The following is a 19,639-nucleotide window of genomic DNA, read 5'->3' on the forward strand; positions in this document are numbered from 1 at the left end:
AGTGAGGTGGAATCAGATGGCAGGCAGTGACGAGTGGATCTTCGCTTCATAGCTGCGTCGTCGGTAAGCTGCTGGCAGTGAGCTTCATCTGTGGCTGAAATCGGGGCATGCCGAGGCGGGATGCTCTATATAATCTTTCTTTTGCTACATTCACTTTGAAGCAGTCCGTGGAAAATAGATTCTGAGGCTGCCGTTGGGAGATTCATTTGCCTACTTTTCCGGTCGATCCAGGCGGTGACGAGCGCTTGTCCCATGTGCTGGATGCCAGTGAGCGTCTGGTTATGGCTGGATCGGTGGAAGAGGTCGTTGCCGTGCTTCGCGATACCGCGCGTGTTGCTGTCGGAGCGGAGGGCGTTGCAGTCGTCATTGAGCATGACGGGCGTTGTTCTTATGTGGCCGAAGACGCTGTGTCTGCGCTGTGGCAAGGGCAGACTTTTCCTGCCGACCACTGCATTTCGGGGTGGGTGATGCACCACGGCGAGACGGTCGCCATCCCCGACGTCCGCCTCGACCCGCGCATTCCGCAGGATGCCTATTCGCCGACGTTCGTGCGTAGCATGGTGATGGTGCCTATCGGACGACCTGTTCCGGTCGCGGCGCTCGGAGCTTACTGGTCGGAGGTCCGTACCCACGACCCCGACACGATCAAACGGCTGGAAAGTCTGGCGCGCCTGGCGACGATTGCCATTGAGAATGCACGGCTTACTCAAGCACGTAATCGCGCCGCTGCACTTGGGGCTGCACAGAACCGCATCTTGAAACTGGCCGTCGAAGAGACACCGCTCAATGTCGCGCTGGATGCGATCGTCCGCGAGGTCGAAGCGCTGTCCACCTCCCGTTTTCTGGGAAGCATCTTGCTCCTGAACGAGCAGGGCCAGCAGCTGCAGCATTGCGCAGGACCGAGTCTTCCCGCTGCATTCAATGACACCATAAAAGACATCAGCATTGGTTCGGGCCCAGGCTTGAGCGGCACCACGAGGTTGCGCAACGAGCCGGTACTTGTGTCCGATATCGCGAACGACCCGCTATGGGCCGGGTTCCGTGAGAAGGCCATCGGACATGGCCTGCACGTTTGCAAGTCATTCCCGATCCGTTCGGCGCAGGGCGCAGTGCTTGGCACTTTTGTCATGTACCACTATGAGCCGCGCGAGCTGTTGGCGACGGATATTCAGATCGTCGACTTCGTTGTCCAGACGATCGGGCTTGTCGTCCATCGCGTTCAAGCGAAGGCCGCTATCCGGATCAGCGAGGCGCGCTACCGCCAGATCGTCGAGGGCGCCGAGGACTTCGCGATTATTACCTTCGATGCACGAGGAGCCGTCAGCAGTTGGAGCATCGGTGCCCAGGGAATTATCGGCTACCACGCCGAAGAGGTGATGGGGCGCGAGGGCGACCTCTTTTACACAGACATGGACCAGGCTGAGCGTGTGTTCCACGACGAGCTCAAAATCGCCCAGGATCAGGGGCGGGCGGTCAACGAACGCTGGCACGTGCGCAAGGATGGTACGCGCTTCTGGGGCTCGGGGCTGATGATGCCGCTCGCCATGGATCATGGCGGTTTTGTGAAGATATTTCGCGACCGCACGACCGAGCACCAGGCGGAAGCTGCGCTGGAAGAGAGCGCGGCGCGACTGCGCTTTTTTGATGAACTCGACAGTCGGCTTTTTAACATCCGCCATGCAGAAGACGCGATGTTTGCGGCGACCGAGCTGCTGGGACGGACGTTAAACGTATCGCGCTGCGCCTATGCCGACGTCGATATCGACCACGACCGGTTCTGGATTCGCAGTGACTACAATGCGCCCGGCATCCAGAGTTCGGCGGGCACCTATAGCCTCGACCTTTTTGGACCGCGGGCTGCGGATGACATGCGCGCCGGCTGTACGCTGATCATACGTGACGTCATCGCAGAGCTTGATCGCGGCGCGGGCCTTGAGACCTTTCGGGCCATCGGCATCGACGCGATCATCTGCTGCCCGCTTGTAAAGGATGGCCGACTCACGGCAATGATGGCCGTTCATCAAAACCAGCCGCGCGACTGGCAGCCGTCCGAAATATTACTGGTCAGGGAAGTTGTCGAGCGCTGTTGGGCGCATGTCGAACGGGTGGGCGCCGAGATGCGTCTGCGCGAGAGCGAGGAGCGACTGCGCCTTGCCGTTGAAAACGCCGATATTGGTTTCTGGGACGTGGATATCGTTCATGACACGCTTATCTGGCCGCCACAGACCAAGGCGATGTTCGGTATCTCGCCCGACGTGCCGGTCACATTGCAGAACTTCTATGAAGGCCTGCATCCCGAGGATCGAGCAGCAACGACCGAGGCCTTCGCAGCGGCTGTCGACCCCGAGCGCCGCGCGCTCTACGAAGTGGACTACCGCACGATTGGCCGGGAGGATGGCATTGTTCGCTGGGTGGCGGCCAAGGGCCGGGCAGTGTTCGATGCGGCTGACCGCTGCCTGCGCTTTACCGGCACGGTGGTGGATGTCACCGCCCGCAAGGCTGCCGAGGAGGAGCTGCGCGAGCTCAATGCCACGCTTGAGGCGAGGGTAGCCCAGGCTATCGCCGAGCGGGAAGAGGTCCAACAGGCGTTGCGTCAGAGTCAAAAAATGGAAGCCATGGGGCAGCTTACTGGCGGCGTAGCTCATGACTTTAACAACCTGCTGACCCCAATCGTCGGCACGCTGGACATGCTCCAGCGCAGAGGCGTGGGCGGCGAGCGGGAACAGCGACTGATCTCTGGAGCCTTGCAGTCGGCCGATCGTGCGAAGACGCTCGTGCAGAGATTGCTTGCCTTCGCTCGCCGTCAACCGCTCCAGGCGGTTCCCGTCGACGTGGCGAAGCTGGTGAGCGACATGGGCGACCTCGTAGCCAGCACCACCGGTCCGCAAATCAGGGTAGTCGTCGATGCTCCGGAGGATCTGCCTGCGGCGATGGCGGATCCGAACCAGCTCGAGATGGCACTCCTGAATCTCTCCGTGAACGCGCGCGACGCGATGCTTGAAGGGGGGACGATGAGGATATCGGCCATCACGGAGTTGGTCGGTAATGGCCACCGCTCGAAGCTTCCGGCGGGCGAGTATCTTTGTCTGTCTGTCGCGGACACCGGCACGGGTATGGACGCCGCCACGCTCGCCCGGGCGGTGGAACCGTTCTTCTCGACCAAGGGCGTCGGCAAAGGAACTGGTCTGGGCCTCTCGATGGTGCATGGACTGGCATCCCAGTTGAACGGTGCGCTCACTATTCAGAGCTTGCCTGGTCTGGGGACTAACGTGGAGCTTTGGCTTCCACGCAGCATGGCCGTGCCGACAGCGGCCTTGCGTGTTGTCGAAATTCTGGAGCGTCAATCGGTGCGTGGTGTTGCGCTGTTGGTCGACGACGAAGAGCTTGTACGCGCAAGCACTTCGTACATGCTGGCTGACTTGGGCTACCGCGTGATCGAGGCCGCGTCGGGCGAGGAGGCTTTGCACCTGCTGCACACCGGGCAGCCATTCAATCTGCTCGTTACGGACCATCTGATGCCGGGCATCAGTGGGACCGATCTTGCCAGGGCAGTCAGTACTTCCCGGCCTGGGACTGCGATCCTCCTCGTTTCTGGTTATGCCGAACGAGAAGGACTGGACCCGGATATCCCGCGGCTTACCAAGCCGTTCCGCAAGGACGAGCTTGCGGCAAGCCTGTCTCTGCTGGGGGGCGAGTCTTGAGGCGGCCAGGGGCTTCAAGTCAGATGCCGTCTCAACGTCCTGCTCTGCCAAAGAATGGCCGACTACGGTTTTGAAAGAACTGCGGCTTTTTTCATTCGGCAGATATGAGTGCGCTGTTTTTGTTGGATAGCCCGGTTTGCCTATTGCGCAGAAAACACTACCCGAGCGCTGTGACGGCCAAGCACCCGAGCCAGATCGTCTACATCTTCAACCCGGCCAATACGGGTGTAAGAGTAGGGCGAGTCAAAGGTCAGATAAAACAGTACCAAAGTACTCGAGCCGTACAGCATGAGATCACCGTTATGGATCACACCTGGACGGTACGGTTGCGTGGGTAGCTTGTGCGCGAGGGTTACGTGTTTCTCGTTGCTGTTCAGGTCAGGCATGTCCAGGCTGAGCGGTAGTCTCGCCGCGAATGCCCGGCTGGTCTCGTTGTCAGCCAGGATGATTGAGAACCGGCGTTGGCCAACAGTCATCCAGACGCGTTGCTCATTTGCTCGTGTGGACGTCGCGGTTGTCTGCGCGATGGCTGAGGCTGGAATGACCGTAGTGCCGAGCATCAGCAGCCCCAGTAGCAGGCGCGGGGTACTCAGGCGCAAGTACCGTAGATGACCGTTTTTCTTGCTCATGAACGTCTCCTTCGAGTCAGCACAGAGGTTCTACTGCGCTGACGAGTCAGCTCACCGTTTCGGCGCTCATCAACGACTGGCGGGATGCTGCCCGTGCCGCCATCAGCGCGAAAACTGCGGCAACCACCAGCAACGTCGCGCTCAGTTCAAAAGTTGCCCTGTAGCCACTCAGGTCGAACACAACGCCGCCTACTGTGGCGCCTAGTGCGATTGCCAACTGAACAATAGCGACCATCAGGCCGCCGCCTGCTTCTGCATCGTCGGGCAGAGTTTTGGCTAGCCACGTCCACCAGCCTACGGGGGCCGCTGTGGCAACCAGGCCCCAGAGACCCAGCAATACGGTGGTCGTCATCACCGAACTACCGAATAAAACCAGTGCCAAGGCAATCACCGCCATCAGTATCGGGATAACAATCAGCGTTCGATGCAGGCCGTTTTTCAGGAACATTTCAATCAGAAAGGTGCCCGCCAAACCCGACAGGCCCAAGATGAGCAGCATCAGTGAAAGCATGGAAACGCTGACATGCGTGACCGTTTCAAGGAATGGGCGCAAGTAAGTGAACAGCATGAACTGACCCATAAAAAACACGCTGACCGCTACCATGCCTAATGCGACGGGCATCTTTCTCATCAGGCGTAAGACGTTACTGCTGCCTTTGTTGGCGACCGATTTGATGTTGGGCAGGCTGAACAGCAGCCAGGCAGAAGCCAGCAGGGCGACCGGCACGACGCAGAAAAACGCCCCGCGCCAACCGATCAATGCGCCCAGAAAGCTTCCCATAGGTGCTGCTATGACTGTTGCCAGCGCGTTACCGCCATTAACGATGGCCATTGCTCGTGTGACTTGGTCCTCCGGCACCAGACGCATTGCGGTCGCTGCCGACAGTGACCAGAACCCACCGATGGCGACGCCGATCAGCGCGCGTCCGGCCATGAATATGGTGTAGGTAGGCGCAAACGCCACGACGGTGCCCGAGACGATCATCAACAGGGTGAGCGACAGCAGCAACGGCTTGCGGTTAACCCGCGTCGCCACCGTCGGGATCAACAGGCTGGTGAACAAGGCGAACAGGCCGGACACGGAGATGCCTTGCCCTGCTTGTCCCTCGGTAATACCCAGGTCGGCAGCGATAGGTGTCAGCAGGCTGACCGGCATGAACTCTGAGGCCACTAGCGCAAATGCAGCAAGCGACATCGCCAGAACAGCGCCCCAGGAGTGCGCGCTGTCCTGTCGGGTTGGGAGAGAGGTATCGGTCATTGGCTGATGGATCCTTGAAGATTTGAAGCGTTGCAGCAGAGTCGATGCTGCAAAAGTGGAACGGTGGGTTGGAGGTTTTGCGCACAGCACCTTATGGCGGCCTATTTTCCCGGGCCCCATGCGAGCTTTGTAGTGCATTCCAATGAGTTACTTGCCCGATCCTCTGAGTCTCTGTTTTTTTGCAGGACGTCCGAATATCGCCGGGTTAGAGTTCAGGGAAGAGGTGCGAGACGAATATGGCGATCAATCAGAACACTGCTGCTCAACACTCATCGACACAGGAAAGGCTGGCGCAAATTATTGGCGACCGAATTGCCAGACCGGGTGATTTCGGCACAGCCATTGAAGGGCTTGGTTTCTTCCGGCGTGAACATCCATCGTCACCGGTGGTGTGCATGGTCGAGCCGAGCATCATCCTCGTCGCCCATGGCGAGAAGCAGCTGTGGGTCGGCGGCGAGGGATATCCGTACGACACATCGCGATTCCTGATCACCTCGCTGGATTTGCCTGCCAATTCAGAGGTACTCGCAGCAAGCCCGGCGCAACCGTGCCTTGGGCTGACATTGAAGCTGGATGTGCGCATGCTGGCTGAGCTGGTGGCGCAGGGCGGCCTGTCGCCGGTTCGGGATCGATCGGTTGTGGCGGGCGTTGGCATCGGCTCTGTGACCGATGCGTTATTGGCGTCTTTCGAGCGCTTGTTGGCGTTGCTGGAGGAGCCCGAAGCCATTCCGATTCTGGCTCCGCTGATCAAGCGTGAAATTCACTACCGACTATTGATGAGTGACCAAGCGAACAGGCTGCGGCAGATTACAGCGGTTGACGGGCAGGGCTATCGCATCGCCAAAGCGATTGACTGGCTGAAACTGAATTACACCTCTGCGCTGCGCGTCGACGAACTTGCAGCACGTGTGCAAATGAGTGCCGCAACCTTTCACCATCACTTCCGTCAGCTCACCGCCATGAGCCCTTTGCAGTACCAGAAATGGCTGCGTCTGAACGAAGCACGACGCTTGATGCTTAATGAACACAAGGACGTATCCACTGCGGCCTTCAAGGTCGGCTACGAAAGCCCCTCCCAGTTCAGCCGCGAATACAGCCGCCTGTTCGGCGTGCCTCCCAAGCGCGATATCACGGTATTGAGGGGGCAGGGTGAGGTAGTTGAGGGGCGGGAGAGTGGTACTTGAATACCATTGAATGCCGTGGATACAGGCGGATTAAGTGGTTGATATCAGGCTGCTTTCTCATTCTGTTTTCGCGTATATGAATTCAGAGTAAAGTGCCGCGATCGCGTGTTCCCAAAGTAAGGAGACTTTATGAATTTTCCGGATTCCCGTATGTACCACACCACAGAAGGCGTCAGCGATGAGCAGTTCAGCGCCTGTAAAGTGGTGATGCGCGACAATCTAATGGTGGTTGAATATGTTGATGAGGCAGGCAGCCGCAATACTTATCAGGCGGTTCAAACAGCCGATGGGCAGTTCAACATCCGTCAAGAACTTGAAGGCGACGATTATCTTTTCACTGCGACGCTTAATCGGCAGGCCGATGATCTTTATGAGGGGCAGTGGCATCAACGTTATGGTACTCAACACAAGCAGGGCACCTGGTCGATTGAGTTGGCATAAATAGCGGGTTGCAAGATCCAGCCATGGGGCGGTGTTGTAGAAAATTACAGGTAATGCCTGCACCGATGCCCCGGTAGGGCATCGATTAGTCAGGACTTTAAAAAGTCCAATTCCCAGACCAACTTCGTCAGAGGAGCACCCCGCTCAATAGGCGAGTCAGCAACGCGTTCGCGCCCAGCTCATGAAGGACCAGCGCCAACGCCGATGCCGCACTCTTTGCGATGCGGCGCGAGCATTTCTTCACCAGAGATTTGATGCTGATTCGGACGCGTTAAAGGCGGTTGTCGGTATTTGCCTCCGCTCGCTACGGCAGGTAGACGCAATAGCGGGCAAATCTTACCCTCGTGCTTTCGGCCAACTGAGGGTTGAAGCATGTACACGCTTTTTGGGGCAAAGAGGTCCGGTTCGGCCGCTATCGAGACAGCGCTGGAATATTGCGGTGCCGAGTACCGCTTGGTGACAGCCAGTTCCTGGGAGGAGGGCAGTGGCCGTGATGAACTGCGTCGGCTCAATCCGTTACTGCAAGTGCCGACTCTGGTTTTACCCGACGGCACCGTGCTGACCGAGAGCGCCGCGATATTGACCTGTCTCGGGTTGGAGTTTCCTGCCTCGGGACTGCTGTCCTTTAATCCGTATGAACGAGCCCTGCAACTGCGAAGTCTGGCTTACATCGCCGCCAACTGTTATGCAGCCATTGGCGTTATCGATTACCCGGAGCGCTGGTTGTCTGCCGCGAATAAAGATCAGTTACAGCACCTGGTTAACGGTGCAACGTCCCGGCTGTATGAGCACTGGGACGCTTTCAGTGATGTATTTGAAAATACCTCGGCGTGGCGACCTGAAGAGCCCGGTGCCGTCGAGATTCTCGCTTGTGTCGTTACGCGCTGGGCCAGTGCTCGTGAACACCTGCAAACATCACGGCCGGGGTTTCATGCCGCGCTATTGGACATTGATCGGCATGCTGCTGTTTGTTCGGTGCTTCAGAGGCATTGGGGGAATTAGCAAGTGCGCAGGGATATCCATCATTTGATAAACGTAAGCAGGATCAGCAATGAGCTTTGACATTATCATTTTGAGACCCTCGAACGCTGATGCCGAGGACCTGAGTGCCGTCGAGAGTCTGAATGATATCGGCGCTTTGGATTCGGTTAACGCCACACTGGATTCGTTTTTTCCAGGCTGTGCTCAAGGTACGTATTCTGCAGGGCAGTTCTATAGCGTTGAATCCACTCAGAGCGGCGATCCGGTCAGTTCCGTGCACCTGACACTCAGGTTTGGCAGCAAGTGGTCTGAAGCCGTCAACGAGGAGTTCCTCGCGCTACTGTCCACACTTTGCCAACAACTTAAGTCGCATGCATTTGCGGTATCCGACAATTCAAGAGTTGCTGCATTCTGTTAAGGCCGCTTGGTAAACGAGATACTGAGCTTGTGTCTGCTTTCGCTTGATAGACAAGCGTCAGGCTGGCAGCGAGCCAAGGCATTTGTCGTTCAAGGTTGATATGCCCGGCATTGCTCGCCAGAATCGCGCCCCTGTCCAGCCAATCGCGCCGGACATGAGTGGTGAAAGGGGCTGCAGTTGAACGAACAGACATTGTCCATGCGCCTGGAGCGCGTGGCGGCGCATGTGCCAGCCGGTGCGCGGCTGGCCGATATCGGCTCGGATCACGGCTACCTGCCGGTGGCTTTGATGCGCCGTGGATCTATCGCGGCGGCCGTGGCGGGTGAAGTTGCATTGACGCCGTTTCGCTCGGCCGAACGCACGGTGCGCGAGAACGATCTGGATCAGTTGATTACCGTGCGCATGGCAGATGGTCTGGCAGCAATTCAGCCAGAGGACGGGATAACCGCAATCAGCATCTGCGGCATGGGCGGCGAAACGATCCGCGACATCCTGGACAGTGGTAAAGCGCATTTGAGTGGTGATGAGCGTCTGGTCTTGCAACCCAACGGCGGCGAGCAGCCACTGCGTCAATGGCTGATGGACAACGGTTATTGCATCCTCAGTGAGGAAGTCCTGCGGGAAAACCGTTTCGACTATGAAGTCATCGTCGCCGAGCGCGCTGGACCGGTGACGTATACCGCCGAGGAACTGTACTTCGGCCCGCTACAGATGAAAGCTCGTAGCCCGGCATTTCTGCTCAAGTGGCGACGCATGCTGCGCCATAAGCAACAGACCCTGAACCACTTTGCCCGGGCTCGGCAGGCGCTCCCCGAGCAGAAACTTGAGGACGCTGCGCGGCAGGTTCGGTGGATTACTGAATTGCTGGCGTGAGCACGTAGGGGATAGTCGAAACGAAGATGTAGCGCAGTAAACAGTGGCTGTTACCGTACAAAATTCAACTATCTAATTTGAGATGCTTTTTTCTGTAGGAGCGCATGAGCACCGCGAGGCCTCGATAGCGGTGCATCAGACAGGCCGTCATCGCGGCCTCGCGGTGCTCGTGCGCTCCTACAGATCTACTATTTGATGCGAAACAGCGCAGTGCCATTGGCGCCAGGCAAAGCTGCGGCGAGTTCTTGCATCACCCAAAGCGCATCCCTGCGCCTCGACAAGTCAGAAGCTGTACTTGGCTGTCAGCATCATGTTCCGTGGAGTGCCATAACTGTCGCCGCCATAATCCGAGGAGTTGGCGATGCTCGAGTAGTATTTGCGGTCGAAGACGTTGTTGGCGTTGAGCTGCAGGTCGAGGTTTTTATTAACCTGATAGCCAGCCATCAGGTCGGTGATGGCGTAACCACCTTGTTCCAGGCGATAGCTGCCACCGTCGGCCAGGTCGATGTCGTTGTACATGCGGCTCTGCCAAGAGACGTTGCCGCCGACGCGCAGTTTTTCCAGCGGGCCCTGGAAGTGATAGCTGGTGGTCAGTTTGAACAGGTGCTCCGGCAAGTCGGTGTCAAAGCGCTGATTAACGTTTTGTGGCGCAGAGGCATCTTTGACGGTGTGTGTGCGAGCGTAGGTGTAGCCACCGCCAACCTGCCAATTCTCGGTCAGCGCACCTTGCAGTTCGAAGTCGATGCCCTGGCTGCGAATCTCGCCGGATGCCTCTGAGCAAGACGCTTGTGGGCAGTTCGGCACCACCACGCTCACTGCACGGTTTTCCTGATCTACACGAAATACGGCCATGCTTGCGTTCAGTGCGCCGTCGAAGTATTCGCCCTTGATGCCAACCTCGTAGTTCTTGCCCACAATGGGTTTGAGCGGAGTGCCGGAAGTGTCTTTGGCGCTTTGGGGGGTGAAAATGTCGCTGTAGCTGACGTAGACCGAGTGGTGATCGTCCAGATCGTAGATCAAACCTGCATAGCGCGTTACGTTGCGGGTGACTTTGTAGTCGCCATCGCCATCACGGTTGTCATAGTCATACCAGTCCAGACGACCACCAAGAATCAGCTTCAGCGGATCGGCCAGGCTCAAGCGGGTGGTCATGTACACACCATCCTGAGTCGTGACTTCGCGATCATTTCCGGTATGAGTGAAGTCCGGCTTGCCTGCATCGATCGGCCAGAACAAGTCGTACGGCGAGTAGCTGTGTGTGGTCATGTCGTAGATACGCTTGCTCGCACCCACCACCAGTTCATGTGTGCGCCCAAACGCTTCGAAAGGCCCGCTGGCGAAGGCATCCAGCCCGGCCTGATTTTCATCGTTTGCGGACTGGTAAACCGTACGCTGCAGCTCCCTGTCGGCAGCCCAGCGCGACTGGTAAGAGCCTGAGAACAGCGCATTCTGTTCGGCATAGTTGGCATTGATCTGAAGCTTCCAGTCGTTGGCCAGACGATGACGCAATTCGGCGAAAACGGTGTTGGTCTCCTGATCCTTGTTTTCCCACTTGGTGCCGGGGTTGTACGAGCGGGGCAGATCCAGGTGATGGCCATTCTCGCCAATCATCGAAGAGCCCCAGAAGTAGTTGGTCTTGTCCTTCTGATGGGAGAAGCCGACTGTCAACGTGGTGTCTTCGTTAAGGTCCGCCTCGGTCACGGCGTAGAACAGGCCGTGGTCCTCTTCCACGCCATCAATGAAACTGTTGGCGTCGCGATAGGAGGTGACAACACGGCCGCGCAAGGTGCCGCTGTCGTTGAGCGGGCTGGAGGCATCCAGCTCGCCGCGATAATCGTCCCAGCTGCCAGCAGCGCCGGTCAGGGTGACTTTTTGCTCGGCCAGTGGCCGCTTGCGGACAAGGTTGATAGCCGCTGATGGATTACCTGCGCCCGTAACCAGGCCGGTGGCGCCGCGTACCACTTCAACCCTGTCGAACATCGCCAGATTAGGCTGAACACCCACCGATACGCCGTTATAGCCGCTGGGGATACCGTCGTACATCAGGTTATCGATGTCGAAACCGCGAGACATGTAGGACTGCCGACCGGGGCCATTGGCATAGTTGAGGAACAAGCCCGGGGCGGCTCTGACCACATCATTGATGCTGGTCATGGCCTGATCGTCCATGCGCTGACGGGTAATCACGGTAACAGCTTGAGGTGTTTCACGCATGGTCAGCGGCAGCTTGGTCGCCGTCGCCATTTCCCCGGTGGTGTAAGAATTGCTGCCTTCTGTGGTGCTGCCCAGTTGCAGTTGCGTCGAGTTGATTTCACTGGCGCCCAGTTCCACGGTAGTCGGGACGGGTTTCGCCTTCGTCTCGCTGCTGTCATCGGCCATTGCCGGAGTCAATGTGGCCATGCAGATGGCCACGGCCAATAAATTACGGGACGGGCTGAAACAATGCAGCGGGGCAAAGCGTGACATGAACGGCTTCCTGACCAGATAGTTAAATGTAATGCTTATGAGAATTGTTGCTATTTATAGTGTCAGGAAATTTGTCAGCGTTAAAGGCTAATGTGAAAAATTTGTGAAACTCTGACTGCCAACGGGTATGGATGAGTGCTGAAAAATCAGGGCACTCCAAAAGGACGCAGTAGTCTTTTCCTATAGACCCACTCTCAGCTAACGGAGCTTTCATGATCATCGTCCACCACCTCAACAACTCGCGTTCGCAGCGCATCCTCTGGCTGCTCGAAGAACTCGGCCTGCCATACGAAATCAAGCGATATGAGCGCGACCCGAAAACCAACCTTGCGCCACCTGAACTCAAGGCCATTAATGCGCTGGGCAAATCCCCGGTGATAGAGGACGGTCCTCACGTTGTGATTGAGTCCGGCGCTATCGTTGACTACCTGATCCGCCGCCACGGCGACGGTCGTCTGCAACCGGACCCGGCAAGCGCCACGTACGATGAATACGTGCAATGGCTGCACTTCGCTGAAGGTTCGGCAATGCTGCCGTTGATGCTCGACTTGTATGTCGGGCGCCTGGGCGAAGCGGGTGCGCCGTTGCATCCGCGTATCGAATCGGAGGTGGCCAATTATCTCGGATACCTGAACGAAGCGCTGGGATTGACCCCGTTTCTGGTCGGTGAAGAGTTGACCGGTGCGGATATCCAGATGAGCTTTATTGGCGAACTCGCCAAGGCTCAAGGCAAGTTGCAGCCTTATCCGAATGTGGCGGCATGGGTGCAGCGCTTCCAGGAGCGACCTGCGTATCGCAAGGCGCTGGAGCAGGGCGGTGAGTATAAGTTTGCGAAGTAAAGGTCGAGTGGTTGACTGACTCGGAGCCGGTTAGTCGGCGCGGCTTGATCACGCAACCGGATGCATGATCAAGCCCGGCTCTCGCAGCAATCTATCAACCTTCGGAGGGCGCGCCGACTTCCTGGCCGGGTTCAGCCTCGAGCTTTAACCGGTCAGCCTTGCTGATGTATTTAGGCTTTTTGGGTGCCAGTTTGGCACTGGCCTTTTTGGCTTTAGCCTTGAATAGCTGCTGTAGTTTTTTCTGGCGGTTCATGTTTCTGCTCAACTGGTAATTCTTGAATGATTCGCGGTGATTCTAAACGTGATTCAGTGGGTCTGTAGGTGAATTACGCTGACCATGATCCTCTATCGCGCCGAAAGCTGCCATCTACTAAATTCAAGGCGAAAAGCCCATAAGGCCCGCGACGCCTACAGCAACGCGTTACAGATAGTCCGTAAAGTTGACTACAAGGTTTCAGAATCTCTCGCTGAACGGTAAAACGCCCCGTGGGCATTGGCTGCTTTCGAGGCGTTGAAAAGGTGGGAAAGCTGGCGGGCACATTCAGTTCAACTGATGTGCCCTGTCGATGTTTCAAACCTGAAGATAGACAACATGCGTATGGGTGTACTCGTACAAGCCATGCTTGCCATCGGCACCGCCCACGCCAGACTTTCTGACGCCGGCATGGAAGCCCTGCATGGCCTCGAAGTTCTCTCGATTGATGTAGGTTTCGCCGAAGTCGATTTCACGGATGGCGTACATGGCCTTGCTCAGATCCTTGGTATACAGCGATGACGTCAGGCCGTATTCGCAGTCATTGGCCAGGGCGATGGCTTCATCGAGGTCATCGACGATCTGGATGGGCAGCACCGGGCCGAATATTTCTTTGCGCATGATTTCCATGTCGGCGCTGCAGCCGGTCAGTACCGTTGGCTGGAAGTGGAAGCCCTGGCCGAGGTCGGCGATGTTGCCGCCAGTGATCAGGTTGGCGCCTTGTGCCTGGGCTTTTTTGACTTTGGCGGCGACGCTTTCCAGGCCTTGTCGGTTGATCAGCGGGCCCATTTCTACCGAGCTGTCGGCCAGTGGATCACCGTAGCGGGTCGCTGCCATTGCGGCGCTGATCTTGTCGATGAATTCATCCGCGACACGGCGCTCGACATACACCCGCTCAGCGCAGTTGCACACTTGCCCGGTGTTGATGATCCGTGAGTCGCGAATCGCTTTGACGGCGAGGTCCAGGTCCGCATCAGCCAGCACGATGGCAGGGGCTTTGCCGCCCAGTTCAAGGTTGAGTTTGGTGATGTTGGGTGCCGCGGCGCTCATGATTCGTGCGCCGGTTTCAACGCTGCCGGTGAAGCTGATCATGTTCACTTGCTGATGTGAGGTCAGCGCTGCGCCCACCCGGCCATCGCCGCAGACTACGTTGAACACGCCGGGTGGCAGGTCGATTTCCGCGACCAGTCGGGCAAACTCAAAGCAGTTGTTGGGTGTTTCTTCGCTTGGCTTGATCACGATGGTATTGCCCGTAACCAGGGCGGGAGCCATCTTGCGGGCGATCAGGAAAAACGGGAAGTTCCACGGCAAGATGCCCGCTACGACGCCTAGCGGTTTGCGAAACATGAAGATGTTTTCGCCAGGACGATCACTGGTGATGATTTCACCTTCAATGCGTCGTGCCCATTCGGCCATATAGTCGAGGTAGTCTGCGGTGAAGTTGACCTCTACTTCGGCCAACCCATAGATCTTGCCTTGCTCCAGGGTAATGGTGCGGGCGAGGTGGGCGACGTTTTCACGCAGTTTGCTGGCGATCTTGCGCAGATAACCTGCACGCTCGTTGGCCGGGCGCTTTGCCCATGCGGACTGGGCCGAGCGTGCTGCGGCCAGCGCACGATCCACTTGATCGGCATCCGAGGCGGGGACTCTGGCGAGCACTGCGCCAGTTGCCGGGTTGAGCACCTCAAAGTGCTCCGCGCTGGGGACGAATTCGCCGTTTATATAGTTTTCGTAAACCGGTACTGAAGACATGGACGGGCTCCTTTGCAATCAATAGGTGCGTGAGGCCGGGCGTTGTTCGCAACTGTCGCGGTAGCGCGCCAGGTTGCTGAGGGCGGCCTGGCGCATCAGGCTGATGTCGATAGCCACGGCGATGAACTGACAGCCCCAGCTCTGATAGCGGCGCGCATCCTCTTCGGCCGGGGCCAGTATCCCGCTGACCTTGCCAGCCGCGAGGGTGGCATCAATCGCATGGCGGATTTTTTCCTGCACTTCAGGGTGTGACGGGTTGCCGATATGGCCCAGCCCCGTGGACAAGTCTGCGGGGCCGATGAAAACCGCGTCGACGCCTTCCACCCCAGCGATTTCAGCGACGTTATCGACGCCTGCGCGAGACTCGACCTGCACAATCAGGCAAAGCTCTTCATGGGCCGTATTGATGTAATCGGGCACGCCGTCCCAGCGAGTGGCGCGGGTCAAACCGCCACCCACGCCGCGAATACCGTGTGGCGGATAGCGAGTGGCTTGCACCAGTGCGCGAGCCTGCGCGGCGGTTTCGACCATGGGGATCATCAGGCTCTGAGTGCCGATATCCAGCAACTGCTTGATCAGCACCGGATCGTGACTGACGGCACGCACGATGGGCGCTGTGGAGTAGGGCGCGACTGCCTGTAATTGGGCAAGGATCGAAGGCACGGTATTGGGCGCGTGCTCACCGTCGATCAGCATCCAGTCGTAGCCAAAACTGGCGGTGATTTCCGCGCCGTATCCCGTGGCAAATCCTGCCCATATACCGTATTGCGGCTCGCCTTTGGCCAAGGCGGCCTTGAAGCCGTTGCGTGGCATTTTCATCGTGGACTCCCGTCGAGCCAAACCCGACATCCAGGGTTGACTGATTCAGTGCTGGTAAGGGCGATGCAGTTGGCATTCAGGGTTCAGCGTAACGCCAAAACCTGGCTGATCGAGTTTTGAAAGGCGCATGCGACCGTTTTCCGGTATCGGTTCGCCCAATAGTTGCGGATGGAACATCGGCACGACTTCATCCGCTTTGGGCGCCATCATCAGGAATTCGGCAAACGGGCTGTTGGTGCGGGTCGCGACAAAGTGGTAGCTATAAACGGACGAGCCGTGGGGCACGACCATCGCGCTGTGAGCGTCGGCCAGTGCCGAAATCTTGATCAGCTCGGTGATACCGCCACACCAGCCGACGTCTGGCTGGATGATGTCGCAGCAGCCCATTTCCAGCAGCATTCGGAAACCCCAACGTGTGGCTTCGTGCTCGCCGGTGGTGACCAACATGCCGGGTGGGACAGCTTTTTTAAGCGCGGCGTAGCCCCAGTAATCGTCGGGGGACAAAGCTTCTTCGATCCATTTCAGACCAAACTCGTGGGCACCCTGAGCCAGACGTGTAGCGTAGTTGAGGTCCAGGCTCATCCAGCAATCGAGCATCAGCCAGAAGTCTTTGCCGACGCGTTCACGCATGACGGCCAGCGCCTCGAGATTTTTGCGCAGGCCTTCTTCGCCTTCTGCCGGGCCGTGATGCAGTGGCAGCTTGCCGCCGATAAAACCCATTTTTTGCGCGAGGTCCGGGCGGGCGCCGGTGGCATAGAACTGTAGTTCGTCACGCACTGCACCGCCGAGCAACTGGTGCACGGGTTCTTTACGGACTTTGCCGAGCAAATCCCAAAGCGCCAGATCGATGCCGGAAATCGTATTGATCACCAGCCCTTTGCGCCCGTAATACTGGGACGAAAAGTACATCTGATCCCAGATACGCTCGATGTCAGTGACCTTCGCGCCTTCGACAAACCGCGCCAGGTGTTTCTCGACGATATAGGCCGCCGGTTCGCCGCCAGTGGTCACGGCAAAACCGATATTGCCTTCCGAGTCCTCGACCTCAACGACGAGAGTACCGAGCACATTGATACCAAAACTGCGGCGGCTCTGGCGGTACTCCGGGTATTTGCTCATCGGCGTGGCGATGTGGTCGTCGATCCAGTGACCGTCGCCCTGATCGTGATAGTCAGCGCCACCGCCGCGCAGGACAAAGGCGCGAACATGTTTGATGGTTGGAATGGCCATGATGTGATTTCTCCTGGTCAGACTTGGAAAGTCGGTTGCTTACGAGGGACAGCCTGACTCGGCGGGCGAATGCCCATGATCAGGGCTGCTGCAATGAGTGTGGTGAAGGCCAGCACGTACAAGCCTGCTGCCGGAGAGTGGAAGGAGGCTTCCGCCCAGTTCTTCAGAATGGGCGCGATGAACCCGCCCAGTGCGCCGAAAGAGTTGATCAGCGCGATGGCACCGGCTGCGGCGGCACCTGCCAGAAAGCTTCCGGGGAACGTCCAGAACACCGGCTGTACCGCGATGAAACCCGAGGCGGCGAAGCACAGGGCGAGGATGCCCAGCAGCGGGCTGGCGAAAGTCACCGAGGCGGCGATTCCCAGCCCTGAAACCACGAGAGTCAACGCGGCAACCGTGCGGCGCTGGCCGGTGCGGTCAGCGATGCCGGGGATTTTCCAGGCAGCCAGTAACGCGCAGATCCATGGGACGGCGCTGACCAGACCGACCATCAAGCCGACCTTGGTGCCCAGCAGCCCTGCAACCTGGCTCGGCAGGTAGAAGACCACGCCGTAAACGCTGGCCTGAATCAGCATGTAGATCAGGCACAAATACAGGACCGCAGGCTGACAAAGGATTTTCAGCAGGCTGCCATGGGATTGTTTTTGGCTGTCCTCGGCATCCAGCACGGCTTGCAACTGGCTACGTTCTTCGGGCGTGAGCCATTTGGCATCGGCCGGGCGATTGTCCAGATAGAAATAAGCCCACACACCGACCACGCTGGCCATCAATCCTTCCACCGCGAACAGCCACTGCCAGCCGTGGGTGCCCATGAAACCGTCCAGTTCGAGCAGCAAGCCAGACAACGGGCTGCCGAAGATGAACGCCAGTGGTGCGCCGAAATAGAAGAAGCCCATGGCCTTGCCGCGCGAGGCGCTGGGGAACCAGTAGGTGAGGTACAGAATCACGCCTGGGAAGAAACCGGCCTCAGCCACGCCGAGTAAAAAGCGCAGGATGTAAAAGGTGGTTTCGTTGTGGGCGAACATCATGGCGGCGGAGACAAGCCCCCAGGTCACCATGATCCGGCACATCCACAGGCGAGCGCCGATCTTGTGCATGATCAGGTTGCTGGGCACCTCCAGCAACGCGTAACCGGCGAAGAAAACGCCAGCGCCGAACGCAAAGGCGGCGTCGCTGATACCGGTGTCGGCCTGGAATGCCTGTTTGGCAAAGCCGACGTTGGCACGATCAAGAAACGCCATGATGTACATCAGCAACAGAAACGGCAGCAGCCGCCAAGAGACCTTGCGCAGTAAAGTCGCGGGTAGAGTGTTCACGTCAGTTTCCTTTTTGGAATTATTTGACTGCGTAAATTTTCAAAGCAGGTGAAGGGCGTTGAGCCTCAACAGGATGCAGATGACGGGCTGGGTTGCGGAGCGCGAGGGGTGTAAGCGGGCGGCAAATAAAGGACGGCAGAGCGTTTCATTGGATTCACCTCGGTGGGTGTTGTTTTCTTGTGCTGAGGACTCTACTGCTACCTGGGATGCGTGACTAATCGAATTAAGCTTATAGTCGATACCTTAAAGTTATCGATTGCAGAGGGCAGCATGAGTGTCGAGCGGTCTCCCCATCAGCTGTTTGGTCGGCTGCGTTACAAGCATTTGCAGATGCTGGTCGTGCTTGGCTCCAGCCTCAATTTACACCGCGCGTCGTTGAGCATGAGCATGTCCCAGCCTGCTGCAACGCGGATGCTTCAGGAAATCGAAGACATGTTCGGCTGCGAGTTGTTCGAGCGTTTGCCGAGGGGCATGCGCCCGACCGCATTGGGGCGTGAACTGCTGCGCTTTGCCGAGGCTGCACTGAGTGGGCTGGATCGCTGCGCTGCGGATATTGCCGTGCGCAAGCAGGGTGGTTACGGATACTTGTCGATCGGCACGATCATGGGCGCGGCACCGGACCTGGTGATGAACGCCGTCGCCGAAATCAAAGGGCTCAACCCGAAATTACGCATCCGGATCATGGGCGATACCAGCGATCAGGTGGTCCAGTTACTGGAACAAGGCCGTGTTGATATCGCGGTTACCCGTCGCAACCTCATCACCGATCGTGAGCAATACGAGTTCGAGCCCTTGGGCAACGAGCGATTGATTGCCGTGGTCCACAGCGGGCATCCATTGGCCCGGCGCCGCAAACTGGAATGGGCAGAACTGGTCAGGGACTGGCCGTGGATCCTGCAACCCGAAACCAGCCCGGCCCGCATTGCTATCGAGCAAGCGCTGCAAAAGCTCGAACTGCCAATACCGGCCGACATCATCGAGTGCAGCTCGGTGTACTCCATGCAGCAACTGGTGCAACTGACCGATGCTTTGATGGTGCTCTCCGAGTCGGCGATGCGTGACTATCTGAAGATGGGGCTGGTCAAGGCGCTACCCGTCACGCTGGACGCGCAGATGGCGCCGTTCGGGCTGCTGCGCCGTAAAGGCGAACCGGTCAGTCGCGAGCTGCAGCACTTCATTGATTTGCTGCGTAAACGGGCTCGCGAGACCTCATGACGCGGCGTGCGGAAAATGCACTCGCTCAGCAAACAATGAACCTGTAGGAGCGTACGAGCATCGCGAGGCCGCGATAGCGGTGCATCAGGCAGGACGCCATCGCGGTCTCGCGGTGCTCGTGCGCTCCTACAGGTTTTCCGCTTTACGCGAGGCCGCGCCGCAGGTCCTTCATGGGCCGATCCTGGTATCCGATGAACCCTTGCGTCGTGCCCTTGCCGAAATGCAGCGTTAACCGCCACTTTTTCTACAGTCAGCGTCATCAGC

General features: G+C 58.0%; 16 protein-coding genes. 8 read left to right on the forward strand and 8 right to left on the reverse strand.

The window, feature by feature from the left end:
* Window positions 1-311 precede the first annotated feature (311 nt).
* A complete protein-coding gene (locus AUC60_RS28125) occupies window positions 312-3,701 on the forward strand; it encodes a PAS domain S-box protein (RefSeq protein WP_405622948.1) in 3,390 nt (1,129 codons plus the stop codon).
* Between the two features lie 140 nt (window positions 3,702-3,841).
* Here the strand turns inward: AUC60_RS28125 and AUC60_RS12130 are convergent, their stop codons facing one another.
* Together AUC60_RS12130 and AUC60_RS12135 are read right to left on the reverse strand one after the other, a co-directional pair.
* Window positions 3,842-4,330, reverse strand: a complete 489-nt coding sequence (locus tag AUC60_RS12130) for a cyclophilin-like fold protein (protein WP_238599565.1) — start codon at window positions 4,328-4,330, stop codon at window positions 3,842-3,844.
* 46 nt (window positions 4,331-4,376) lie between these two features.
* Window positions 4,377-5,588, reverse strand: coding sequence for an MFS transporter (locus tag AUC60_RS12135; RefSeq protein ID WP_405622836.1), 1,212 nt, complete (start codon window positions 5,586-5,588; stop codon window positions 4,377-4,379).
* A gap of 236 nt (window positions 5,589-5,824) precedes the next feature.
* Between AUC60_RS12135 and AUC60_RS12140 the strand changes: the two genes are divergently transcribed.
* From AUC60_RS12140 to AUC60_RS12160, 5 genes are all read left to right on the forward strand, one after another.
* Window positions 5,825-6,772, forward strand: coding sequence for an AraC family transcriptional regulator (locus tag AUC60_RS12140; RefSeq protein ID WP_087267285.1), 948 nt, complete (start codon window positions 5,825-5,827; stop codon window positions 6,770-6,772).
* 129 nt (window positions 6,773-6,901) lie between these two features.
* Window positions 6,902-7,213, forward strand: a complete 312-nt coding sequence (locus AUC60_RS12145) for a hypothetical protein (RefSeq protein WP_087267288.1) — start codon at window positions 6,902-6,904, stop codon at window positions 7,211-7,213.
* Window positions 7,214-7,585: 372 nt separating this feature from the next.
* Complete coding sequence (locus tag AUC60_RS12150) at window positions 7,586-8,215, forward strand: glutathione S-transferase family protein (RefSeq protein WP_087267291.1); 630 nt, start codon at window positions 7,586-7,588, stop codon at window positions 8,213-8,215.
* A gap of 49 nt (window positions 8,216-8,264) precedes the next feature.
* Window positions 8,265-8,612 carry a hypothetical protein gene (locus AUC60_RS12155; RefSeq protein WP_087267294.1) on the forward strand — a complete coding sequence of 116 codons (348 nt, stop codon included), beginning with the start codon at window positions 8,265-8,267 and terminating at the stop codon, window positions 8,610-8,612.
* A gap of 177 nt (window positions 8,613-8,789) precedes the next feature.
* Window positions 8,790-9,485, forward strand: a complete 696-nt coding sequence (locus tag AUC60_RS12160; protein ID WP_158099116.1) for a tRNA (adenine(22)-N(1))-methyltransferase — start codon at window positions 8,790-8,792, stop codon at window positions 9,483-9,485.
* 282 nt (window positions 9,486-9,767) lie between these two features.
* Here AUC60_RS12160 and AUC60_RS12165 read toward each other — a convergent pair whose 3' ends face one another.
* Window positions 9,768-11,951 carry a TonB-dependent siderophore receptor gene (locus AUC60_RS12165; RefSeq protein ID WP_087267300.1) on the reverse strand — a complete coding sequence of 728 codons (2,184 nt, stop codon included), beginning with the start codon at window positions 11,949-11,951 and terminating at the stop codon, window positions 9,768-9,770.
* Between the two features lie 212 nt (window positions 11,952-12,163).
* Between AUC60_RS12165 and AUC60_RS12170 the strand changes: the two genes are divergently transcribed.
* The gene (locus tag AUC60_RS12170; protein ID WP_087267303.1) at window positions 12,164-12,790 is read left to right on the forward strand and encodes a glutathione S-transferase family protein; all 627 of its coding nucleotides are present in this window, start codon (window positions 12,164-12,166) and stop codon (window positions 12,788-12,790) included.
* A gap of 94 nt (window positions 12,791-12,884) precedes the next feature.
* On the opposite strand, the gene AUC60_RS12175 is transcribed toward AUC60_RS12170, so the two are convergent.
* From AUC60_RS12175 to AUC60_RS12195, 5 genes are all read right to left on the reverse strand, one after another.
* Complete coding sequence (locus tag AUC60_RS12175) at window positions 12,885-13,043, reverse strand: DUF2986 domain-containing protein (RefSeq protein ID WP_087267306.1); 159 nt, start codon at window positions 13,041-13,043, stop codon at window positions 12,885-12,887.
* Window positions 13,044-13,361: 318 nt separating this feature from the next.
* Window positions 13,362-14,795: an aldehyde dehydrogenase gene (aldA, locus tag AUC60_RS12180; RefSeq protein WP_087267309.1), complete on the reverse strand. Its 1,434-nt coding sequence runs from the start codon at window positions 14,793-14,795 to the stop codon at window positions 13,362-13,364.
* Window positions 14,796-14,813: 18 nt separating this feature from the next.
* Window positions 14,814-15,614 (reverse strand): HpcH/HpaI aldolase family protein, encoded by an 801-nt coding sequence (locus AUC60_RS12185; protein ID WP_087267312.1) that lies wholly within the window; start codon window positions 15,612-15,614, stop codon window positions 14,814-14,816.
* A 45-nt stretch (window positions 15,615-15,659) separates the two neighbouring features.
* Entirely contained in the window at window positions 15,660-16,844 is a 1,185-nt protein-coding gene (gene rhmD / locus AUC60_RS12190) for an L-rhamnonate dehydratase (protein WP_087267315.1), read from the reverse strand.
* A gap of 17 nt (window positions 16,845-16,861) precedes the next feature.
* Window positions 16,862-18,160, reverse strand: a complete 1,299-nt coding sequence (locus AUC60_RS12195; protein ID WP_087267318.1) for an MFS transporter — start codon at window positions 18,158-18,160, stop codon at window positions 16,862-16,864.
* Window positions 18,161-18,430: 270 nt separating this feature from the next.
* Between AUC60_RS12195 and AUC60_RS12200 the strand changes: the two genes are divergently transcribed.
* Window positions 18,431-19,375 (forward strand): LysR family transcriptional regulator, encoded by a 945-nt coding sequence (locus AUC60_RS12200; protein WP_087267321.1) that lies wholly within the window; start codon window positions 18,431-18,433, stop codon window positions 19,373-19,375.
* Window positions 19,376-19,639: the final 264 nt, after the last annotated feature.

The sequence above is a fragment of the Pseudomonas caspiana genome, assembly GCF_002158995.1.
Taxonomy (GTDB): Bacteria; Pseudomonadota; Gammaproteobacteria; order Pseudomonadales; family Pseudomonadaceae; genus Aquipseudomonas; species Aquipseudomonas caspiana.

Coding starts and splice junctions, on each gene's coding strand:
- AUC60_RS12130 (WP_238599565.1), bottom strand. CDS start 4,330: ATGAGCAAGAAAAACGGTCATCTACGGTACTTGCGCCTGAGTACCCCG.
- AUC60_RS12135 (WP_405622836.1), bottom strand. CDS start 5,588: ATGACCGATACCTCTCTCCCAACCCGACAGGACAGCGCGCACTCCTGG.
- AUC60_RS12140 (WP_087267285.1), top strand. CDS start 5,825: ATGGCGATCAATCAGAACACTGCTGCTCAACACTCATCGACACAGGAA.
- AUC60_RS12145 (WP_087267288.1), top strand. CDS start 6,902: ATGAATTTTCCGGATTCCCGTATGTACCACACCACAGAAGGCGTCAGC.
- AUC60_RS12150 (WP_087267291.1), top strand. CDS start 7,586: ATGTACACGCTTTTTGGGGCAAAGAGGTCCGGTTCGGCCGCTATCGAG.
- AUC60_RS12155 (WP_087267294.1), top strand. CDS start 8,265: ATGAGCTTTGACATTATCATTTTGAGACCCTCGAACGCTGATGCCGAG.
- AUC60_RS12165 (WP_087267300.1), bottom strand. CDS start 11,951: ATGTCACGCTTTGCCCCGCTGCATTGTTTCAGCCCGTCCCGTAATTTA.
- AUC60_RS12170 (WP_087267303.1), top strand. CDS start 12,164: ATGATCATCGTCCACCACCTCAACAACTCGCGTTCGCAGCGCATCCTC.
- AUC60_RS12175 (WP_087267306.1), bottom strand. CDS start 13,043: ATGAACCGCCAGAAAAAACTACAGCAGCTATTCAAGGCTAAAGCCAAA.
- aldA (WP_087267309.1), bottom strand. CDS start 14,795: ATGTCTTCAGTACCGGTTTACGAAAACTATATAAACGGCGAATTCGTC.
- AUC60_RS12185 (WP_087267312.1), bottom strand. CDS start 15,614: ATGAAAATGCCACGCAACGGCTTCAAGGCCGCCTTGGCCAAAGGCGAG.
- rhmD (WP_087267315.1), bottom strand. CDS start 16,844: ATGGCCATTCCAACCATCAAACATGTTCGCGCCTTTGTCCTGCGCGGC.
- AUC60_RS12200 (WP_087267321.1), top strand. CDS start 18,431: ATGAGTGTCGAGCGGTCTCCCCATCAGCTGTTTGGTCGGCTGCGTTAC.